Annotated in this window: 18 protein-coding genes; 10 read left to right on the top strand and 8 right to left on the bottom strand. The window is 60.6% G+C overall.

The annotated features are described in order from the left end of the window. The first annotated feature begins 176 nt into the window (after positions 1-176). The 3 genes from lspA (at position 177) to dnaE (ending at position 5,365) form a co-directional block, all read left to right on the top strand. Positions 177-797 (top strand): signal peptidase II, encoded by a 621-nt coding sequence (lspA, locus tag ACX80Z_RS07755; RefSeq protein WP_459315474.1) that lies wholly within the window; start codon positions 177-179, stop codon positions 795-797. Continuing rightward, complete coding sequence (locus tag ACX80Z_RS07750; protein WP_019481328.1) at positions 794-1,729, top strand: RluA family pseudouridine synthase; 936 nt, start codon at positions 794-796, stop codon at positions 1,727-1,729. The genes lspA and ACX80Z_RS07750 overlap by 4 nt, the downstream gene beginning before the upstream one ends. A 66-nt stretch (positions 1,730-1,795) precedes the next feature. Further along, positions 1,796-5,365, top strand: coding sequence for a DNA polymerase III subunit alpha (gene dnaE, locus ACX80Z_RS07745; RefSeq protein ID WP_459315473.1), 3,570 nt, complete (start codon positions 1,796-1,798; stop codon positions 5,363-5,365). A gap of 12 nt (positions 5,366-5,377) precedes the next feature. Here dnaE and ACX80Z_RS07740 read toward each other — a convergent pair whose 3' ends face one another. Beyond that, on the bottom strand, positions 5,378-5,896 hold the full coding sequence (locus tag ACX80Z_RS07740) for a flavin reductase family protein (protein WP_024476039.1): 519 nt from the start codon (positions 5,894-5,896) through the stop codon (positions 5,378-5,380). 55 nt (positions 5,897-5,951) lie between these two features. On the opposite strand from ACX80Z_RS07740, the gene ACX80Z_RS07735 reads away from it, so the two are divergent. Next, positions 5,952-6,464 carry a hypothetical protein gene (locus ACX80Z_RS07735; RefSeq protein ID WP_459315472.1) on the top strand — a complete coding sequence of 171 codons (513 nt, stop codon included), beginning with the start codon at positions 5,952-5,954 and terminating at the stop codon, positions 6,462-6,464. Between the two features lie 81 nt (positions 6,465-6,545). Then, complete coding sequence (locus ACX80Z_RS07730; protein ID WP_459315471.1) at positions 6,546-8,267, top strand: alpha/beta-hydrolase family protein; 1,722 nt, start codon at positions 6,546-6,548, stop codon at positions 8,265-8,267. 70 nt (positions 8,268-8,337) lie between these two features. Here the strand turns inward: ACX80Z_RS07730 and ACX80Z_RS07725 are convergent, their stop codons facing one another. The 4 genes from ACX80Z_RS07725 to ACX80Z_RS07710 all read right to left on the bottom strand — a co-directional run bounded on the left by ACX80Z_RS07725 (position 8,338) and on the right by ACX80Z_RS07710 (position 11,276). Next, positions 8,338-8,649 carry a hypothetical protein gene (locus ACX80Z_RS07725; protein ID WP_459315470.1) on the bottom strand — a complete coding sequence of 104 codons (312 nt, stop codon included), beginning with the start codon at positions 8,647-8,649 and terminating at the stop codon, positions 8,338-8,340. 293 nt (positions 8,650-8,942) lie between these two features. Then, the gene (locus ACX80Z_RS07720; RefSeq protein WP_459315469.1) at positions 8,943-9,485 is read right to left on the bottom strand and encodes a hypothetical protein; all 543 of its coding nucleotides are present in this window, start codon (positions 9,483-9,485) and stop codon (positions 8,943-8,945) included. A gap of 160 nt (positions 9,486-9,645) precedes the next feature. Next, entirely contained in the window at positions 9,646-10,773 is a 1,128-nt protein-coding gene (locus ACX80Z_RS07715; protein WP_459315468.1) for an AI-2E family transporter, read from the bottom strand. Between the two features lie 80 nt (positions 10,774-10,853). Continuing rightward, positions 10,854-11,276: a hypothetical protein gene (locus ACX80Z_RS07710; protein WP_459315467.1), complete on the bottom strand. Its 423-nt coding sequence runs from the start codon at positions 11,274-11,276 to the stop codon at positions 10,854-10,856. A gap of 305 nt (positions 11,277-11,581) precedes the next feature. Between ACX80Z_RS07710 and ACX80Z_RS07705 the strand changes: the two genes are divergently transcribed. The 3 genes from ACX80Z_RS07705 to ACX80Z_RS07695 all read left to right on the top strand — a co-directional run bounded on the left by ACX80Z_RS07705 (position 11,582) and on the right by ACX80Z_RS07695 (position 14,199). Then, positions 11,582-12,148 (top strand): hypothetical protein, encoded by a 567-nt coding sequence (locus ACX80Z_RS07705; protein ID WP_459315466.1) that lies wholly within the window; start codon positions 11,582-11,584, stop codon positions 12,146-12,148. 229 nt (positions 12,149-12,377) lie between these two features. After that, entirely contained in the window at positions 12,378-13,727 is a 1,350-nt protein-coding gene (locus ACX80Z_RS07700; RefSeq protein ID WP_459315465.1) for an APC family permease, read from the top strand. Between the two features lie 103 nt (positions 13,728-13,830). Continuing rightward, positions 13,831-14,199 carry a DUF1622 domain-containing protein gene (locus ACX80Z_RS07695; protein ID WP_459315464.1) on the top strand — a complete coding sequence of 123 codons (369 nt, stop codon included), beginning with the start codon at positions 13,831-13,833 and terminating at the stop codon, positions 14,197-14,199. Between the two features lie 334 nt (positions 14,200-14,533). Here ACX80Z_RS07695 and ACX80Z_RS07690 read toward each other — a convergent pair whose 3' ends face one another. Beyond that, entirely contained in the window at positions 14,534-14,851 is a 318-nt protein-coding gene (locus ACX80Z_RS07690) for a P-II family nitrogen regulator (RefSeq protein WP_019481316.1), read from the bottom strand. Positions 14,852-14,856: 5 nt separating this feature from the next. Further along, a complete protein-coding gene (locus tag ACX80Z_RS07685) occupies positions 14,857-15,804 on the bottom strand; it encodes a sodium-dependent bicarbonate transport family permease (protein WP_459315463.1) in 948 nt (315 codons plus the stop codon). A gap of 215 nt (positions 15,805-16,019) precedes the next feature. Between ACX80Z_RS07685 and ACX80Z_RS07680 the strand changes: the two genes are divergently transcribed. Further along, entirely contained in the window at positions 16,020-16,895 is an 876-nt protein-coding gene (locus ACX80Z_RS07680; protein WP_459315462.1) for a DUF6671 family protein, read from the top strand. Between the two features lie 83 nt (positions 16,896-16,978). After that, a complete protein-coding gene (locus tag ACX80Z_RS07675) occupies positions 16,979-18,142 on the top strand; it encodes a calcium/sodium antiporter (protein WP_019481313.1) in 1,164 nt (387 codons plus the stop codon). Positions 18,143-18,261: 119 nt separating this feature from the next. On the opposite strand, the gene ACX80Z_RS07670 is transcribed toward ACX80Z_RS07675, so the two are convergent. Further along, a complete protein-coding gene (locus ACX80Z_RS07670; protein WP_459315461.1) occupies positions 18,262-18,933 on the bottom strand; it encodes a dihydrofolate reductase family protein in 672 nt (223 codons plus the stop codon). Positions 18,934-19,075 lie beyond the last annotated feature (142 nt).

Here is a 19,075-nt window from a genome sequence, read left to right as displayed (position 1 = left end):
TCACCTGTATTACCGCTGCACCAGATGACAGGTGCAGTCCAGCTAAAGGCAACTCAAGAGGCCGGCCCCCGGGAATTCCCGGCGGTCGGCCTCTGCCGTAGGCTGGATGTCAACCTTTGTGCGGCAGTCCACCCCACCCCGGCGCAGTCAGCGGCAGCGCCAAACCTGAAAGCGCTATGACAGACCAGACACCAGAGCACGGCAACCCAACCGGGTCCGAAGAAACCTCCCCCGCCGCCCGTGAGACCCCCACGGCGGCCAGCCATCGCGGGCGTACGGGTGCGCGCTACGCGCTGCTCTTCGTCGCGTGCTTCGCCGTCATCTACGTAGCTGACCAGTTGACCAAAATCTGGGTCGTCTCCACCATGACCGAGGGACAGATCACCCCGGTCCTTCCGCCTCTGCTGAACTGGCACTTCATCCGCAATCCCGGTGCCGCTTTTTCGATTGGCACCGACTACACCTGGGTTTTCACCATCATCATGGCCGTCGTATCAATTGCGATCATCTCCCAGATCCGAAAGGTGGCGTCCTGGTGGTGGGCAACAGCCCTGGGGCTGGTCCTCGGAGGCGCTCTCGGCAACCTGACCGACCGTCTGCTGCGCGAACCATCGTTTGGGCAGGGCCATGTGGTCGACTTCATCGCCCTGCCCAACTTCGCCATCTTCAACATCGCCGATTCAGCCGTGGTCACTGGCGTCAGCCTGATCTGTCTGCTCACCTTGCGGGGGATCGGCATGGACGGCAAGCGCAGCAACGACGAACCTGTGGTTGACGGCTCGGCGGACGCCAAGTGAACGCCGTCGAACGGGACGAACGCGTTCCCACCGAGCTAGGGGGCGCCCGCGCGGACGCCGTGCTCGCCGCCGTCGCCGGGGTGTCCCGCTCCGCTGCCGCCGCATGGTGTGTGGCAGGGTTCGTGACGAGCGACGGCAAACCCGTTGGTAAATCCGACCGGCCCGCTGCCGGTGCCGTCCTAAGAATCAGGGTTCCGGCAAGCGTCGACCCGCTGGCCGTGGTCGTCGAAACTGTTGACGGGATGGGGATTCTCTACGACGATGACGATCTGGTGGTCATCGACAAGCCGGTCGGGGTCGCCGCGCATCCGTCGCCGGGGTGGGTGGGCCCGACGGTCGTCGGCGCCCTCGCCGCCGCCGGGTACCGGATCTCGACGTCGGGTGCCACCGAACGCGCCGGCATTGTCCACCGCCTGGATGTGGGAACCTCCGGAGCGATGGTGGTCGCCAAAACCGAGCACGCCTACACGGTCCTGAAGCGGGCGTTCAAGGAACGCACCGTGGAGAAGGTCTATCATGCGCTGGTCCAGGGTCTCCCGGACCCCCTGGTTGGTACCATTGACGCCCCGATTGGTAGACACCCGGCCCACGACTGGCGGTTCGCTGTGCTGGAAGACGGAAGGCCCTCCAGGACTCATTACAAGGTGCTCGAAGCGTTTGGGAAGGCTAGCCTTCTCGAGGTCAACCTCGAGACCGGCCGGACCCACCAGATCAGGGTCCATTTTTCGGCGCTTCGGCACCCCTGCGTGGGGGATCTCACATACGGCGCTGACCCTCGGCTTGCCGCCAACCTGGGGCTCACCCGCCAGTGGCTCCACGCCCAGAAACTTACCTTCGAACATCCGGTCTCAGGCGACACCGTCAGCGCGACCAGCCCCTACCCCAATGATCTGCAGTATGCCCTCGACGCCCTGGCGGCCGGGAACGTCTAGGCCGTGACGCCTCGTTCGCGGACCGGCATGTCAGCCGGGGGCGCCGGCCGACTGACCTAGAATGGGATGGTGGTTTCAACAGCATCTCCCCAAGCTTCCCCGGCCAAGCCAACCCGCGAAGACTCCTTCGTTCATCTGCATAATCACACCGAGTATTCAATGCTCGACGGCGCCGCCCGGCTGACTGACCTGTTCAGCCACACCGAGGAACTGGGCATGAATGCGCTGGCCACCACCGACCACGGGTTTGTGTTTGGGGCGTTCGACTTTTGGGACAAGGCGCGGGCCGCCGGGGTGAAACCCATTATCGGCGTCGAGGCATATCTGACGCCGGGCACCGCCCGGGCTGACAAGACCCGCGTGAAGTGGGGTGGTGGTGGCCGCGATGACGTCTCGGGTGCCGGCGCCTACACGCACATGACCATGTGGGCTGAAACCACCGAGGGGATGCACAACCTGTTCCGGATGTCTTCCCTGGCATCGCTGGAAGGCTACCTCTACAAGCCCCGGATGGACCGCGACCTGCTCCAGACCTATGGCAAGGGCCTCATCGCCACCACCGGTTGTCCCTCCGGGGAGGTGCAGACAAAACTCCGCCTCGGTCTCTACCGCGAGGCAGTCCAGGCGGCCTCAGATTTCCGCGACATTTTCGGCGTCGACAACTTCTTCTGCGAGTTGATGGACCATGGGCTCGATATTGAACGCGCCGTCCAGTCGGACCTGATCAAACTTGCCAAGGAGTTGGGGTTGCCGTTGGTGGCCACCAACGACCTGCATTACACCCATGCCGAGGACGCGAAAGCCCACGCGGCGCTCCTGTGCGTGCAGTCCGGTTCCACCATGGCCGACCCGAAACGGTTCAAGTTCGACGCCGACGAGTTTTACCTGAAGTCGCCCGCCGAAATGCGCTCCATTTTCCGGGATCACCCGGATGCTTGCGACAACACCCTGCTCATCGCCGAGCGGTGCGACGTCGAGTTTAATACCAAAGCAAACTACATGCCTGGCTTCCCCGTTCCCGAGGGTGAAAGCGAGCAGTCCTGGTTCGTGAAGGAGGTCGAGACGGGGTTGCAGTACCGGTACCCCACGGGCATCCCCGACGCGGTCCGCAAGCAGGCCGAGTATGAGACCGGCGTCATCACCCAGATGGGGTTCCCCAGTTACTTCCTGGTGGTCGCCGACTTCATCAACTGGGCCAAGGACAACGGCATCCGGGTGGGCCCAGGCCGAGGCTCCGGTGCCGGGTCAATGGTCGCCTACGCTATGCGCATCACAGACCTCGATCCGCTGCAGCACGGTCTGATCTTCGAACGGTTCCTCAACCCGGAGCGCGTCTCCATGCCCGACTTCGACGTCGACTTCGATGATCGGCGCCGTTCCGAGGTGATCCGGTACGTCACCGAGAAGTACGGCGACGAGCGAGTCGCCATGATCGTCACTTACGGCACCATCAAGGCCAAGCAGGCCATGAAGGATTCCTCCCGGGTGATGGGGTACCCGTTCTCGATGGGGGAGCGGCTCACCAAGGCAATGCCGCCAGACGTCATGGGCAAGGGCCTGGCCCTGACCGATGTGCATGACAAGAACTCCAAGCGGTATTCCGAGGCCGAAGAACTGCGTGAACTGCTGAAGTCCGACGCCGACTCCGCGAAAGTTTTCGAGACAGCGCTCGGCCTCGAAGGCCTGAAGCGCCAGTGGGGCGTCCATGCGGCGGGCGTCATCATGTCCTCGGACCCGTTGATCGACATCATCCCGTTGATGCGTCGTGACCAGGATGGTCAGATCATCACCCAGTTCGATTACCCGACCTGCGAAAACCTCGGGCTGATCAAAATGGACTTCCTCGGGCTGAGGAACCTGACGATCATCACCGACGCGGTGGAGAACATCAAGCTCAACAAGGACATCGACCTGGTGCTCGAGGAGCTGGACCTCGAGGACCAGGGCTCCTACGAGCTGCTGGCCCGCGGTGACACCCTGGGTGTGTTCCAGCTCGACGGTGGCCCGATGCGTGCCCTCCTGAAATTGATGCGCCCCGACAACTTCGAAGATATCTCGGCTGTCATCGCGCTGTACCGACCAGGACCGATGGGTGCGAACTCGCACACCAATTACGCCCTGCGCAAGACCGGCGCCCAGGAAGTCACCCCCATCCACGCCGAACTGGAAGAACCACTCGCCGAAATCCTGGGAACCACCTACGGCCTGATCGTGTATCAGGAGCAGGTGATGGCGATTGCCCAGAAGGTCGCTGGCTATTCGCTGGGCCGCGCGGACATCCTGCGCCGGGCGATGGGCAAGAAGAAAAAATCCGAACTGGATAAGCAGTACGAGGGCTTCGCCAACGGCATGAAGGACAACGGATACTCCGAAGCGGCGATCAAAACGCTGTGGGACATCCTGCTGCCCTTCTCCGACTACGCGTTCAACAAAGCGCACTCTGCGGCCTATGGGCTGGTGTCTTACTGGACGGCCTACCTCAAGGCCCACCACCCGGCCGAGTATATGGCCGCCCTGCTCACGAGCGTCGGCGATGACAAGGACAAGCTCGCGATCTACCTCAACGAGTGCCGCCGCATGGGTATCACGGTGCTCCCGCCGGACGTCAACGAATCCAGCGTCAACTTCACCCCGGTCGGCACTGACATCCGCTTCGGGATGGGGGCCATCCGCAACGTCGGCGCCAACGTGGTGGGCGCGATGGTGGGAGCCCGCACCGAGAAGGGCGCTTTCACCTCCTTCAGCGACTTCCTGCAGAAGGTGCCGGCGGTGGTCTGCAACAAGCGGACTATCGAATCGCTGATCAAGGCCGGGTCGTTCGATTCGCTCAAGCATCCGCGGCGCGCCCTGGCCATGATCCACGAGGAAGCCGTCGATTCGGTGATCGTCCTCAAACGCAACGAGGCCGCCAACCAGTTTGACCTTTTCAGTGCCTTCGACGAACCCGGATCGGTGGGTGGGCTCTCCGTTGAGGTGCCGGATCTGCCGGAGTGGGAGAAGAAGGACAAGCTTTCCTTCGAACGGGACATGCTGGGACTTTACGTTTCCGATCACCCGCTGCAGGGACTCGACGGGATCCTGAGCCAGCACGCCGACTCCTCGATCACCTCGATCATCAGCGACGAAGGCCCGGCCGACGGCGCGATGGTCACCATCGCCGGCATGATCACCTCGTTGCAGCGGCGGATCGCCAAGAACAGCGGCAACGCCTACGCCCGCGCCGAAATCGAAGACCTCGCCGGGTCGATGGAAGTGATGTTCTTCGGCCAGGTTTACGGCCCAATCGCGGGGGTCCTCGCCGAGGACCTCATCGTCGTCGTCCGCGGACGTTTGCAGCGGCGCGACGACGGTGCGGTCACCTTGAACGCGCAGGAGCTCAGCGTTCCGGACCTTAGTGAAGGCCATTCCGGGCCGGTGGTGATCTCCATGGCGCACCACAAGGCGACCGAGACGGCAGTCGTGGCGCTGCGGGACGTCCTCAGGACCCACCCTGGTACCAGCGAGGTCCAGATCCGGTTGAACAGCAACCGGAAGGTCGAAGTAATGAGGCTCGGCGTTGAACTGAGAGTCAACCCGACGTCATCGCTCTTCGGCGACCTGAAAGTGTTACTGGGGCCGGCCTGCCTGGACGTGTAGGGGCCTGACGCGCTAGATCTCGTAATCCAGCGCTGTGGGTTGCCCGTAAACGCCGCCGTGATAGAGCAGGGGAACGCCCGGCGGGCCGACCTCGCCGGCCTCCACCTCGGCGACCACGACCGCGTTGTTTTCGAAGGACAGCCTCATGCTGATGCGGCCGATCAGGTGTGCTGCCACACCCTCCAACAGCGGCACACCGTGCGGTCCGGGCTTCCAGTGATCTCCGCTGAAACGGTCGCGGCTCCGGGCGAACCGGTCGGCCAGCTCGCGGTTACCCAGCCCGAGCATGTGGACGCCGATGTAGTTGGTGTTCGCGACGGCGGGCCAGGACGAGGAGGTGCGGGCCATGTTGAAGCTAAACCTGGGCGGGTCCGCGGAAAGCGACGAAACGGATGTTGCGGTGAATCCGAACGGCTGGCCCTCATAGACAGCAGTGATGATCGCTACCCCGGCCGGATGGCGGCGGAACGCGTCCCGGAAAGCTGCTGTTGAGTCATGGACTGTTGGGTCGGCTGGGCGTAGATCATTCACGCACCCCACCCTAAGGGAGGCCTTGGTGCCGCATAACTTTGTTAATGTATAAGTCATGCGATCCTCCAGTCCCGACGCCGAGCAGGCCGGAAGCTATCCGCCGCCGGTGTACTCGGTTGCCACCGAAGACACCGCCGTCCCACCCACCTCGCTTCTTTGGTGGGCATCCACGATGGTCGGTCTGGGGTTGCTAATGGGTATGGCGTGGTGGTTCGCCGCGCCGGGTGGGGGTCTGTACGGCGACCCAGCCCCCGAGGAAGCGGCCCTGGTGACCGATCTGACGCTCGGTGGTCTTCAGCTGGTGGTTGGCATCGTGGTGGGCTGGCTTCTCGTTCAACGGATGGATCTTCCCGGGGCATGGCAGCGGATTGGGGCGGCGGTGGGCGGATCGATCCTCGGATCGGTGCTAGCGGTGCTCATCGGACAGTGGCTGGGCATGATGTTCGGCGCAGATCCAGACTTTGTCTTGCTATCCCCGGGCGTAGCGGCGATTTGGCCCGGGGCCGCGGCTCTGGTGGTCTTCGTCTCGACGCTGATCGAACTAGCGTGGGGTAAACGCCGCGTCTAAAGCGCGCCGTGTGAGTCGTTCCTCCAGATACTTGGTGAAAAAGCAGGGTCGATCTGAGTCGTTTAGACAATAATCAGACAGGTGAGCCCTTTTGAACGGAGTGCTCGATACCTTCGGGAGCACTCCACAAACCTGGTGTGTGCGCTGGTCCTGGCGTCGCTGGCGCTGACTCCCTCGTTGGTGCCCAGGCCCACGGTGTTCCAGGGGTTTCTCGCAGGCCTCTGGTTCATGCTGGGTTTCCAGTTGGGCTTCGCGGTACGCCGCCTCTGGCGGGTTGGCGGAGGACGATCCGGCAAGACGACTCGCAGCCGACGCTCCGCAGACAGAAACGAGGGTACTCGATCCGTCTCCCTGCTTGGCGCGGCAATCGGAGCCGGGGCGTTGCTCTATCTGATCGGCTACGGGGCGTTCGTCGTGTCCTGGCAGAACCAGGTCCGTGAACTGGTGGAGATGGAGCCTGTTGATGGGGCGGGCCACACCCTGTTTCTGCTGAGCATGCTCGGAACGATGCTGGTGCTGGCCGGGATTGGGGCAGGCATCTCGGCGGCACAGAGTCTCGCCGGGAAGCGTATTGCCGCCCGCGGAGGCTCCCTTCGGACAGCGCGCTGGGCGTCGCTGGCGACAGGACTGGTCCTTGGGACGGCGTTGGTGACCGGCGTGACCGGCGTCGGGCTCGGAGCTGTCGGAATATTTTACCAGGACCGCGATACCGAAACGCTGAGTGGCAGCGTGCAACCGGCGGGGGACACCCGATCAGGGTCAATCCAATCCAGTGTGTCGTGGGAGGGGCTGGGGCGGCAAGGCCGCGCTTTTGCAGGCGGTGGACCGAGTGCGGACAGGATTTCCGAGGTAACCGGGACTCCTGCTCTGGAACCCGTTCGGGTCTACGCTGGCTTGTCCCACGGCGGGGATGCGAGGGGGCGTGCTGCGTTAGTAGTTGAGGAACTTGAGCGCACCGGCGGGTTTGAGCGCGAGGTGTTGCTGGTCGCAACGCCCACCGGATCGGGATGGCTCGAGCCGCAGGCCATCGCCTCACTCGAGTACCTGTACGGCGGGAATACTGCTACCGCATCAATGCAGTATTCGTTTCAACCCAGCTGGGTTCCTTTCCTATTCGACCCGGATCTTGCCGCGAGCTCCAGCGAAGCGCTCTTTGACGCCATCCATGCCCGTTGGCAAGAAATTTCTGAGGGTGAAAGACCACATCTTGCCGTGTATGGGCTTAGCCTAGGCGCACAGGGAATGCAGGGGAGCTTCGACGGCCTTGACGATTTGCTGTCCCGTACCGATGCGGCGCTATTCACCGGACCGCCGGCAAACTCTCAACCGTGGCGGACACTCACGGATGACCGGGATGCCGGGAGTGCTATCTGGCAGCCCGTCTATCAACAGGGCAAAGAGGTGCGGTGGCAATCCAAACCGGGTGATTTTGAGCAGCTTCGGGATGATTGGCGACAGCCTCGCGTCGGCTACCTGCAGCATGCCACCGACCCGATCACGTGGCTCGACCCGGCGGTGATCTATCAGCGTCCGGACTGGCTAGCCGGATCAGCAGCCTCCGGGGGCCGCGGGTCCGATGTGAGCGATTCGATGCAGTGGATTCCTGGCGTCACGTTCCTGCACCTGGTCACGGACATGCTGGTGAGCGAGGCAGTTCCGCCGAGCCATGGCCACAATTTTGGTGATGTTGCTGTTGATGGGTGGGCGAAGGTGTTGCCGGGCCACGATCGGAGCCTCGGACAGCTGGCGTCGATACAGTCCGTTATTGAACAGATTGATACTCACGACCCCGTCTGGGAGTAGTAGTTGGTTGTTACAATGCTGCTTCCGATTGACGGGGTCAGGCCTTCGCCAGAGAGCCGCCGCTAGCCCGCTAAATTTGCTCAATTCGTCGGGCCACCGACAAATGAACCGCAGTGCCAGCGATGGATTCAAGTGACTCAACGACATCCTCTTCGGCCTCGGTGGCAATCAAGAGATACCCCTTACGGACCGGCGACGCCGTTCGGCGAGCACCCGTGGCGCCTGCCGCCAACAGCTGCCGACTTCTTGCACCATCGTCCAAGGTCAGATTCGGTGATGGTTTGACTCCTTCAGGTAACTCCAGTGCCTTCACCACACCAATGATGGCCCCGGTCCGGTCCAGCACTGTCATCCCAATACGGATGTTACCGAGTCGAGTCATGGTCTTTTCCTAGCTCCAGAGGGGCAGTCATTCTCTCAGGCTAGGTAGCCATAATGTTCAAAGTCAGAGAGGGCGCTGACAGAACCTTGCACACCTGCAAGGAATTACCTGAACGAAACCTGTGCGCAGCCGGTAAGACAACACTTTCGGTTGACGGGTCCTCACCTTCATTTCTCCTTCCGCCTTCTTGCGACGCGCCATCACAGGGTTTGTTCCGGTGATGTGGCGCTATCGGCACGGTTCGTGGAAGGGTCGGTGAGCTTTGTCTGGACGCGCCTGCCGTGTGTGTTTCGTTATCTGCTTTGGCGTCGGGGTCGTGTGCCGAGCGTGAGTAACGCGGTGGCTAGGCTGAGCACGAACAAGATTGTTTTGAGCACCGTCAGGGTTGACGCGACCATGACTGCCTGTGAGGTGATCTGGTCCGATCCCATGAGGGCCTCAAGGACAAGGTTTTCTGCGATGTTCACCGCTGCGAACAGAACTGGGACCAGCATGAGCAGCCAAAGGATCTTCCGCCCTCGTGCGATCCTTCGCGCGAGCATTATCAGAGTGAGAGCGAAGGCTAGGGAGAATAGTACGTCCCAGAGGTAATGGGAGGCGCCGTAACGTTCAAGGAGTTCATCGGTCATCTGGGAGTGAATAACTTCGACGTAGCCGACGCCATACCCGAACAGCTGTGTTTCGGGAACCGAAACACCTCCGAGGGCCCTCTCCAGGGATGCCAGCTGCAGCCAGTTGACGGTGGCTAGCACCACGGTGAGGATGAACCCCGCAATGATGACCCAGCCTCGCGGGGTGGCTTGATTGGTCGATTCTTTGATTTGTTTGGAAGCCATCACTTCATTATGTTGGTTTTGGCACCGGTCCGGGGCGAAATTCCTCTGGATATGGCTGATCGTAACCTCCCGGCCGGATTGTAACGCGACTGTGATTCGCCGCCTGCATGGGATTTCGTGCTGACCCCAGATTATTCTGCGCGTGTTTCGGAGTGTGGTGTCAGCGGAGGTTCTGGCGCGGAACCACTACTTGACGCGTAATGATGACTGCCGACGCCGCCACCGGCACTGCGACCAGGGCGCCGATAATGCCGCCCAGCGCTGCCCCGGCGATTACTGCGATGACGACAAGTGAGCCGGGGATTTTCACCATGGTGTCCATGATGCGTGGGGTGAGGATGTATGCCTCGACTTGCATGTAGATCAGGTAATAGATGCCCGCTGCCAAAGCGGTTTCGGGTGAGGCGCTCAGACACACGAGCGTGATGATGATCGACGACGCGATGGTTCCCACCATCGGAATTGCGGAGCCAACAAAGGCGATCAACGCCAGCAGCAGAGGGCTTGGGGCACCAATCATGGACAGGAAAATCGCGGACAAAACCCCGTTCATCAGCGACAGCATGAACTGACCGAAAATGTAGCGGCCGATCGATGTTGCGATGTCCTCGGCTACCTCGATGAAACCGGGACGCTTGCTGGCCGGGATCAGCTGGTAAAGACCCGCTTTGACTCGTCCCAGGGACAAGGCGAAGTACAGTGACAGCACCAGCACGATGATGACCCCAGTGATCCCGCCAGCGATACCCGCCCCCAGATCGAGTACTCCTCCGCCGACCGTAATCAGGTTTTGAGGGTCGCTGAGGAAAGATGAAATGACGGTGACGAGCGACTCCAGATCGATGAAGTCGACCACTAGATTCTGCACCGTTTCGAACCACTCGGATTCCCTCACCGAGTTAATGATCGACGGCGTCGACCGAATCAGCCCCACAAGATCGACGATCAGCACCGGAATGATCCAGTAGAGCACTCCCGTGACTGACCCCGCTGCGCCGATGAAGACGGCGGCGACCGCTGCTGGCCGGGGAAGTCCAATGCGCTGAAGCCAGCTGATGAGCGGGTCCATACCCAAGACGATGAAGAGGGCCAGACCCACATAGATGAGGACCGTGGAAAGGGTGGAAACCATCCCCCAGATCACCAGCCCCACGCCAACCCCGAGTGCCCCGAGCAGGCCCACCCGGAAAGCCCTGAACCGGATCGGCGCCTCCAGCGTCGATGATCCGCCAAGTGGCAGTCTTGCGGACGTGCGCCGTCTCAATCGCTGCGAATCCTGAGTGCCCATCCCACCATCTTCCACTTCGCTACCCGGAAATGTGTACGGGTAAGGGCGTGTTCGGGGGATCAACCATCGTGTGTGGTCACCTAGGGTAGTTCTTCCACATCGTCGGCAACGACGACGAGCTCTTGTTCGTAATCGATGACGTAGGTCGCCTCGTCGTCATCAAAATCGAAGCCTTCTGACTCTAAGTCAGTGAGGATGAAGTTGCGCACCTCACCGGTGACCTGCACTTCATCTCCCTCTTCGAGATCGTCGGTCATTCCGGTTCCGAGAATGAGAGTGTCACCATCTCCGACTGTGAAGACGTTAGAGCCCACAACTTCCTGTACCTCGGTCTGCAACGTCACCGGTTCACCGAGGATGGCGGCTACGGCGGCGGGGCCTTCCTCTTCAGCTTCCTCGACGAGGGTTTCATCCCCACAAGCCACAAAACCTAGTGCGGCGAATGGGATCACCGCGGCGAAAGCCACTTTGCGCATCCACCGGTTATTCTGCTGGGTAGTCATCATTCCTCCTTCAGCGGGGCCCGTGACGCGACCGGTCCTCGCATGTGATGGGACTGTACTGGCTGCGTCCCTTCGACCGTAAGCAAGCTTTGTATCGCATTTCTACCCCAGTTATCGGACCGTAACCCTTCTTATCCCCGGCCCCGCCGAAGTGTGATCTTGCAAAGAGTAAGGAGCCGGGCTGTGACTCCCTTCGATTCCGCACGCTTCGATTCCGCACGGACGTCCAGCGGACAGCGTTCCTTGACCGATGTGAGCTCTACAGACAGAGTGGATGGAAACCTCTCAACTCGAGAACAGGAGCCATGATGGACAGCCGAAGTAGGCAAACGCTGCGCAGAGCGGCTGTGATAGCTATCCTCCCCGTCACATTGTTCATGCTAAACGGGTGCGCAGGTCCCGACGATGACCTGCCGAGCCTCGTCAATGAGGAGACGGCGGAAACCGATGAAGTACTAGAGGAAGTGTCCGAGCCAGCTCAGCCCTACGCCGATTACACGGGGGTTTACGACACCGCGTTTTTCGACGACCTGGAGTTCTATGTTGGCGAGGAAGTTACCATTGCCGCCATCGTCGGAGAGGTGATTTCCCCCAACATGTTTACCCTTGTAAGCAACACGGTTCCACCTGAAGAGGATGTCGTCGACATCGATGCAGTCATTATCAAGCCGTTGCTGGTGATACACCAGGAGGACCTTCCTGAACTTGCCCCAGGAATGCCGGTAGGGGTGATTGGTGAGGTGCACGAAGAATTCTATCCAGCGACCGTGGAACAAGACCTACAAGTAGACCTCGACGATGATGCATTCGAGGACTGGGAAGAGCAGGCATACCTGGAAGCTGCCAGCGCCGCATCCCTTGCTACCGACTAGAATCTCTTCGACAAAGTAGTACAGCCTCGATCTGGGAGAGAACCCCCGACTCTTTATGCCACCTATCGAATTGGTGCTGACCAGATTCGTCACGGGTGTTACTCTTCGTCACTATCCTCGGCTGGGGACTCAACGGGATCCTTTGGGCCATGCCTTCCCCGCCACACGCAAGCCCAGCTGAACAGTCGTAAAGAAACTAGGTGCAGGCATGACGCGAAAGGATGACCGCATGGAAGCCGAATCATCATCGAAGAATGAGCAGAAACTGTCGTTGACCGGTTCTGTGGCCCTGGGGACCGGGGTCATGATTGGGGCGGGTATCTTCGCGCTCGTTGGCCAGGTGGCCGAACTGGCCGGCGGCTGGGTACCGTGGGCGTTCTTCGCCGGCGCCGTGGTCGTGGGGTTCAGCTCCTACTCCTACATCCGCTACTCCGCAAAGAATCCATCTTCCGGCGGCATCGCCATGCTGCTCAAGGCCGCCTACGGCCCCGGGGTGGTTGCCGGCTCGTTCTCGTTATTCATGTACGTGTCGATGATCCTGGCCGAAAGCCTTCTTGGGCGCACCTTTGGAACCTATCTGCTGCGTCCCTTCGGACTGCAGGACTCTACGCTGTGGGTGCCGGTCCTGGCGGTGATCGCCATTGCGGGCGCAGCAATAGTGAACCTGGTAGGCAACACGCTGGTGGAACGCTCCGCTACGGTCACCGCAGCGATCAAGATTATTGGCATCGCGGTCCTAGCCGTTGCCGGGATCCTCACCGCCGGTCTCTCCTCCCTGGGGGACCTGTTCACCACCACAGACCGCACACCACCGGATGCAGGGCTCCTGGGATTTCTGGGCGCGGTCGCACTGTGCATTCTGGCGTATAAGGGATTCACCACCATCACCAACCAGGGTGGGGACCTGCGTGATCCCAAACGCAACATTGGACGGTCCATCATGATCGCCATCAGCCTGTGCACCGTGCTCTATCTGATGATTACCGTCGCGGTCACCGGGAGCCTCACCGTCCCTCAGATCGTGGAGGCCCGCGACTACGCTCTCGCTGAAGCAGCGGAGCCGGCGTTCGGGTCATGGGGGGTGGGCCTGACCGTGGCGATCGCGGTGGTCGCTACCCTTTCGGGGCTAGTCGCCAGCCTGTTCTCAGTTTCGAAACTCTACGACATGCTCCGTGACATGGGCCAGGCCCCCGGCCTGCCCGGCAAAGAGGGACACCAGTCGCTATACATCACCGCCGGACTAGCCATCCTCATGGCCGCCTTCTTCGACCTCTCCCAGATCGCCTCCCTCGGCGCGATCCTCTACCTGGTCATGGACATCGCCATCCACTGGGGCATCATCCGGCACCTGAAGGACGACGTCGAAGCCAAAACCTGGATCCCCTGGGTAGCGATCGTCCTCGACGTCGCCGTCCTGATACCCTTCATCCTTCTCAAAGCGCAATCAGACCCATTCACCCTGATAATCACCGCCGTCGTCGCGCTGATCATCGTTGTGACCCAATGGCTCGTGGTACGCCGACGGAACGACGACGCCGCGCCCACGGAAGGAACGTCCTTCCGGCACGAGTCCGACTGACACGCGTCACCAGCGGTCGTTGCAACTAACTTCAGAACGGCTCAGAGTGTCCTCACGATGAACCTCAGCGCGGTTCTCCGACATAAAAGGCAGGTGCAGCAGAGTGGAATTCAAGGAAGTGATGGAAGGGATTGGTAAAGCGGTCGACGCGGCCGGTGTCGCCGCGATAGTGATCGGCATCATTGCTGCGAGCCTGATTGCCGCTGGCGCCCTGCTGCGACGGCGAAAAAACGAAGGCCACAAGACCTACGAGACTTACCGCCGAAGACTGGGAAGATCCATTCTTCTCGGCCTGGAGCTGCTGGTAGCAGCGGACATCATTCGGACCGTTGCAGTAACCCCCACTTTCGAATCAGTCGGCGTGCTGGGTCTGATCGTCCTGATCCGAACATTCCTCAGCTTCTCGCTTGAACTCGAGATTACCGGCAGGTGGCCTTGGCAAAAGTCACCAGTAAAGGAACCAACTGCATAAATGAAGCCCGGGTTTCATGCCGCTATTTTCTGTAAAAAAAGATCGCGACGATGCCCATGCAGTGTCCTCCCGACCTCCGTCAGCGTGCAGGGCGCAGGACAGTGGATCGGTTGTCCGAATATTCCTCATCGCCAACAAGCAGGCGGCTTGATTCACGGGACGGTTCGGTTAGCTGTGCCCTTGTGGGGCGTTCTCGGGCTTGGCTGGGCTAGGTCAAGCTCCTGGTTGGTGCCGCGATCATGGTGGGGCAGAAGACTATGCCTGTGTCATAGCTGGCGGATCACGGCGTTTCGGCCCGGCTGTCGCGCTGCTTGGCTTTAACGGCCGGAGTTTCTCACGTGGCGGTGCTGGGCGGTCTGTTCAAACGCAGGACTTCGATGTCGCTCGTGAACAAGATCATTGCGTAGTTGTCGGAATAGTTTTTTTCGAGAAACCCGGCGATCGCCCCGGCCGTCGCTTCATCGCATGCCACCTCGATGCGGATGTTGCTGCTCGGTTCCCAGCCGGCGTTACGCACGCCGTGGTGGCCTTTCCCTCGCGCGTCGGTGATGGTGTAGCCGCGAGCATTCAGTCGGTCGAGCTCGCGCGCGAGTGTGGTTTCAAGCACCGATTCGGTGATGATTGTTAGCAGCTTAGTTGTTCGGTTTTGCATCAGTCTCATCCTCCAGCGAGAGCAGTATGTGCCCACACGGCCATCGTGTAGTAGATCGGAATTCCGATCAGTACGTTGAACGGGAACGTTATCCCCAGCGAGGCGGCCAGCGAAAGGGTTGGGTTGGCTTCGGGAACTGAAATGCGCATGGCCGCTGGCGCCGCGATGTACGACGCACTTGCCGCTAGTGTGGCAAGAACCATGGTTCCACCGATGGAGAGGCCCAAAGCCCAGCCGAGCCCGGTCCCGACCAGGCCGGAAAAGAGTGGCATGACTATTCCAAAGGCGATGAGAAAAATTCCGTGCTTGCGTAGGCTGCCGATCTGCGTCGCCGTGATGAGCCCCATCTCAAGCAGGAAAAGGGCCAAGAATCCCTTGAAAAGGTCAAAAAAGAACGGCTCAATCGAAGAGAGCCCATCCGGGCCCGCCAGCCATCCGATGAGAAGCCCACCCAGGAGCAACACCACGCTTTTCCCAAGGAAAACCTCATGGCCAATTGATTTCCACCTGGTTTCGCGGGAGAGGCCTCGAGCCAGAATGATTCCCACAATGATGGCTGGCACTTCCATCAACACCAGGAGCAACGGCATGTGCTCTTCGAATGCAATCTCGCGGCTACCCAGGTAAGCGACGGCCACCGCATAAGTACCCACACTCACTGAGCCATAGTGGGCTGCGATGGAAGCGGAATCTGCTCGGTTGAAGCGACCCAGATAGCGGAGTGTGGGGAAGGCAACCAGCGAGAGAAGGAACCCCAGCGCAACAACGGCGAGCATCTGCGGCAGCAGAGTGACGAAGGGCTGTCTGGCGAGCTCTATACCGCCTTTGAGGCCGATGGATAGCAGCAACACAATGCTGATGAAATCGTAAACTGCTGCCGGTAGGCGCAACTCCGAACGCAGGAGTCCCGCCACTGCGCCGAGCAGGAAGAAAAGGATGATGGGATCTATCACGTTGGCCTTTCTTGCTGCTGCACAAACGTCGGCATTGGTGAAAATTCGCTGTCTGTGCGCTGGCGTGTGGGATGAACACCGAAGACACCATGACGGCTCCTCATCGTCTCCGGAATTCTATTCCTGAACTATACTTCATGTATTAAGTGACGGAAGACCCAGCCAAGAAGGGCACCTATCCTTCCTGTCTGAGGTCGTCCACGGAGAGGTTGCAAATGCCCGCTATCCATGTCGGCACACCAATGCCGCTCCCCATGTATCCGGGTGAACGGATAGCTCTACTTACCCAGCATGGCAAGGAGCGGGTCATCGGCCCGGTGCTAGACGATGCGCTTGGTTGCCGGGTTGAACATGTTGCAGGCTACGATACTGATCTGCTCGGTACTTTCACCCGTGACATTCCGCGCGCCGGAACACAGTTGGAGGCTGCACGCAGGAAGGCGCAGATGGGCATGAAATTGTCGGGACTGCCAATTGGTATCGCCAGCGAGGGCTCATTTGCAACAGATCCCTACCTCGGAATGTTTCCCTGGAATATTGAACTCATCCTATGGATCGACACAGGCCGTGAGCTGGAGATTGTCGCCATGGCCCAAGGTAAGACGAATTTCTCTCATCTGCTGACCGCGGACTGGGCGGAGGCCCGCGGGTTTGCCTGTAGATCCAAGTTTCCTGACCATCACTTAGTTGTTCGACCGGACGGCGAGCAGGACCCCGCCTTTCGTAAGGGACTATCCAACTGGACCGAGCTGGAGCTGGCCTTTTCGGCCGCTCAGGCCCAATCGGGGGAAGGGCAGGTCTTTCTGGAGACAGATATGCGTGCTTGCGCCAATCCTACTCGTATGGAAACTATCCGCCTCGCTGCGGAAGATCTTTCGCAGCGGGTTCGCTCCAGATGCCCGGAGTGCGCCAGCCCAGGATTCTGGAAAGTGGAGCGAGTTTCAGGGCTGAAGTGCTCCAGCTGCGGTGAACCCACAAGCGAAACCCGCGCCGTCATCTATGGGTGCATCAGCTGTGAGTACCGCTGCACTCGCGAGCTGACTGACCCACCCCGAGCCGACCCGCGCTTCTGCGAGTACTGCAACCCTTGACCTGAATCAACCTCGAAGCAATGTCCTGGCCCTTTTGAACCCTTCCGGCAGCTAGCCGTAGGTAGCCCCGTACACTTTTACCCATGGATGCTCTTGACGTCGGACGGATCGTGGTCGGCCTGGTGTTGCTCGTTCTGGGGGGAGAATTTCTGGTTCGGGGAGCGTCATCGCTGGCCCGACGTGCGGGAATTTCTGCGCTGGTGGTCGGGCTCACTGTCGTATCGGCGGCAACCTCAGCACCGGAGTTGGCCGTGACCATCGGTGCCGTGATCCGCGATGAACCGGGCCTCGCAGTGGGGAACGTGGTCGGCAGTAACATCGTCAACGTCCTGCTCATTCTGGGAATATCCGCCTTAATTCTGCCCATTGCCGTGAAGCAACGGTTGGTGCGCTTCGATCTGCCCCTAATGGTTGGCCTATCTGCCGGTCTGCTGCTCTTATCACTGGATGGGAGTATCAGCGCCCTGGATGGGCTGCTCCTGTTCAGTGTCGTTGTGGTGCACACTGTGATGACCATTCTCGTCAGTCGACGGGAGGTCAAAAGCCTTCACACCACACCGAACTTGCATAACACCCCAACCACCGCTGACTCGACCAAAGAACAAGCGGAGGAAAAGGAAACGGTGGTGCGCGCCGACTCCTTCGTAAGATCGCTCCTGCTCGTCCTGCTGGGGGTGGCCCTACTGGTCGCTGGTGCTTCGTTGCTTGTTGACGGTGCAGTGAGCATCGCCTCCTCGTTGGGCGTGAGCAGTCTCGTGGTCGGGTTGACCGTAGTGGCAGTCGGAACGTCACTGCCAGAACTGGCAACATCGATCATCGCGGTACGGCGAGGTGAACGGGACCTGGCCGTCGGTAACGTGGTGGGCAGCAACATATTCAACATCGGGGTGGTCCTCGGTCTTCCGGCACTGATCTCTCTTGAAGGCATTACCGTGGCCACTGCCGCGGTCGCGTTCGATATGCCGGTAATGCTGGCGGCTTCAGTAGCCTTGCTGCCCATCGCATTCACCGGATTTGCCGTAGCACGCTGGGAAGGCATTCTGTTCGTGGGGCTATACCTCGCCTACACCGGTTACGTTGTGCTGGCCGCTACAGCACACGACGCGCTCGGCGGATTCACCGCTGCCATGGCCTGGTTCGTACTGCCATTGATCGCGGTAACCCTCATCTCCTTCACCTCGTTCGAAGTTGGGCTCCACAAGGGGCGAAAGCTAAACCAAGCCGGAAACCCCAACTCCGTGCCCTAATTACCGCGCGGATCCATTGCCCACCCGAGGACAGGGAAACACTGCGAAGTATGGCTCTGACCGGGAACTATGTGGGCCCGCCGCAGGGTCATTGGCGCGCTAACAGGTGATGACCATGGTCACCGCTCACTTGGGGGTCCCGGACGTCGGTCGAAGGTCAGATGGATGACACCGCTGGGGGAGGGCGCTGCCTCAATGTGGAAGCGTTCCTCGAGCCCTTCGAGGGAGTCCCACAGCCGTTCCCCCCGGCCAAGGAAGATCGGGACAAGAACCAGGTGCATTTGGTCGACCAGATCGGCTTCAAGGAACTGCCGGACGGTGGCGGCGCCACCGCCGATTCGCACATCGAGATCGCCGGAGAGGGTGCGAGCCTGTTCGAGCGCTTCGGCAGGCTCGGCGTCCACAAAGTGGAATGTGGTGCCGCCGTCCATGGCCAGTGTCGGACGTAAGTGGTGAGTCAGGACAACTACAGGGGTGTGGAAGGGCGGATTGTCTCCCCACCAACCCTTCCACTGTTCGTCGGCCCACGGGCCGCGCTGAGGCCCGAACTTGTTCCGGCCCATGATTTCGACTCCGATGCCGGAGGCCCATTGGCTGGCGAAGACTTCGTCGACACCGTTGGAGCCCCGTTCCTCGCCGTGGAAACCCAAGTGCTGGAAAGTGCGTGTCGGGAGGGCCCATTCAAGCAAGCGCGTCCCGGCATGCCCGAAAGACGCGTCCAGTTGTTGCCCCTCGCCCGTGCCGAATCCATCGATCGAGACAGAAAAATTGTGAACACGAACAAGCGACATTGGGCTTCTACCTTCCTGCCAGGGGTCGACGGCGACACTCAGGACAGCCAACGCGGCCGTTCTGACGAGGCTGCGCCGACCGTAGCGCAACCCGCGATAAACCCGCAAGGAGTCCTGCCGCGATCGTGACAGTGGTGGTGTC

The sequence above is a fragment of the Arthrobacter sp. TMT4-20 genome (assembly GCF_054510775.1).
Note: the sequence above shows the minus strand (reverse complement) of the source record. Positions and strands in the feature narration are given on the sequence as shown.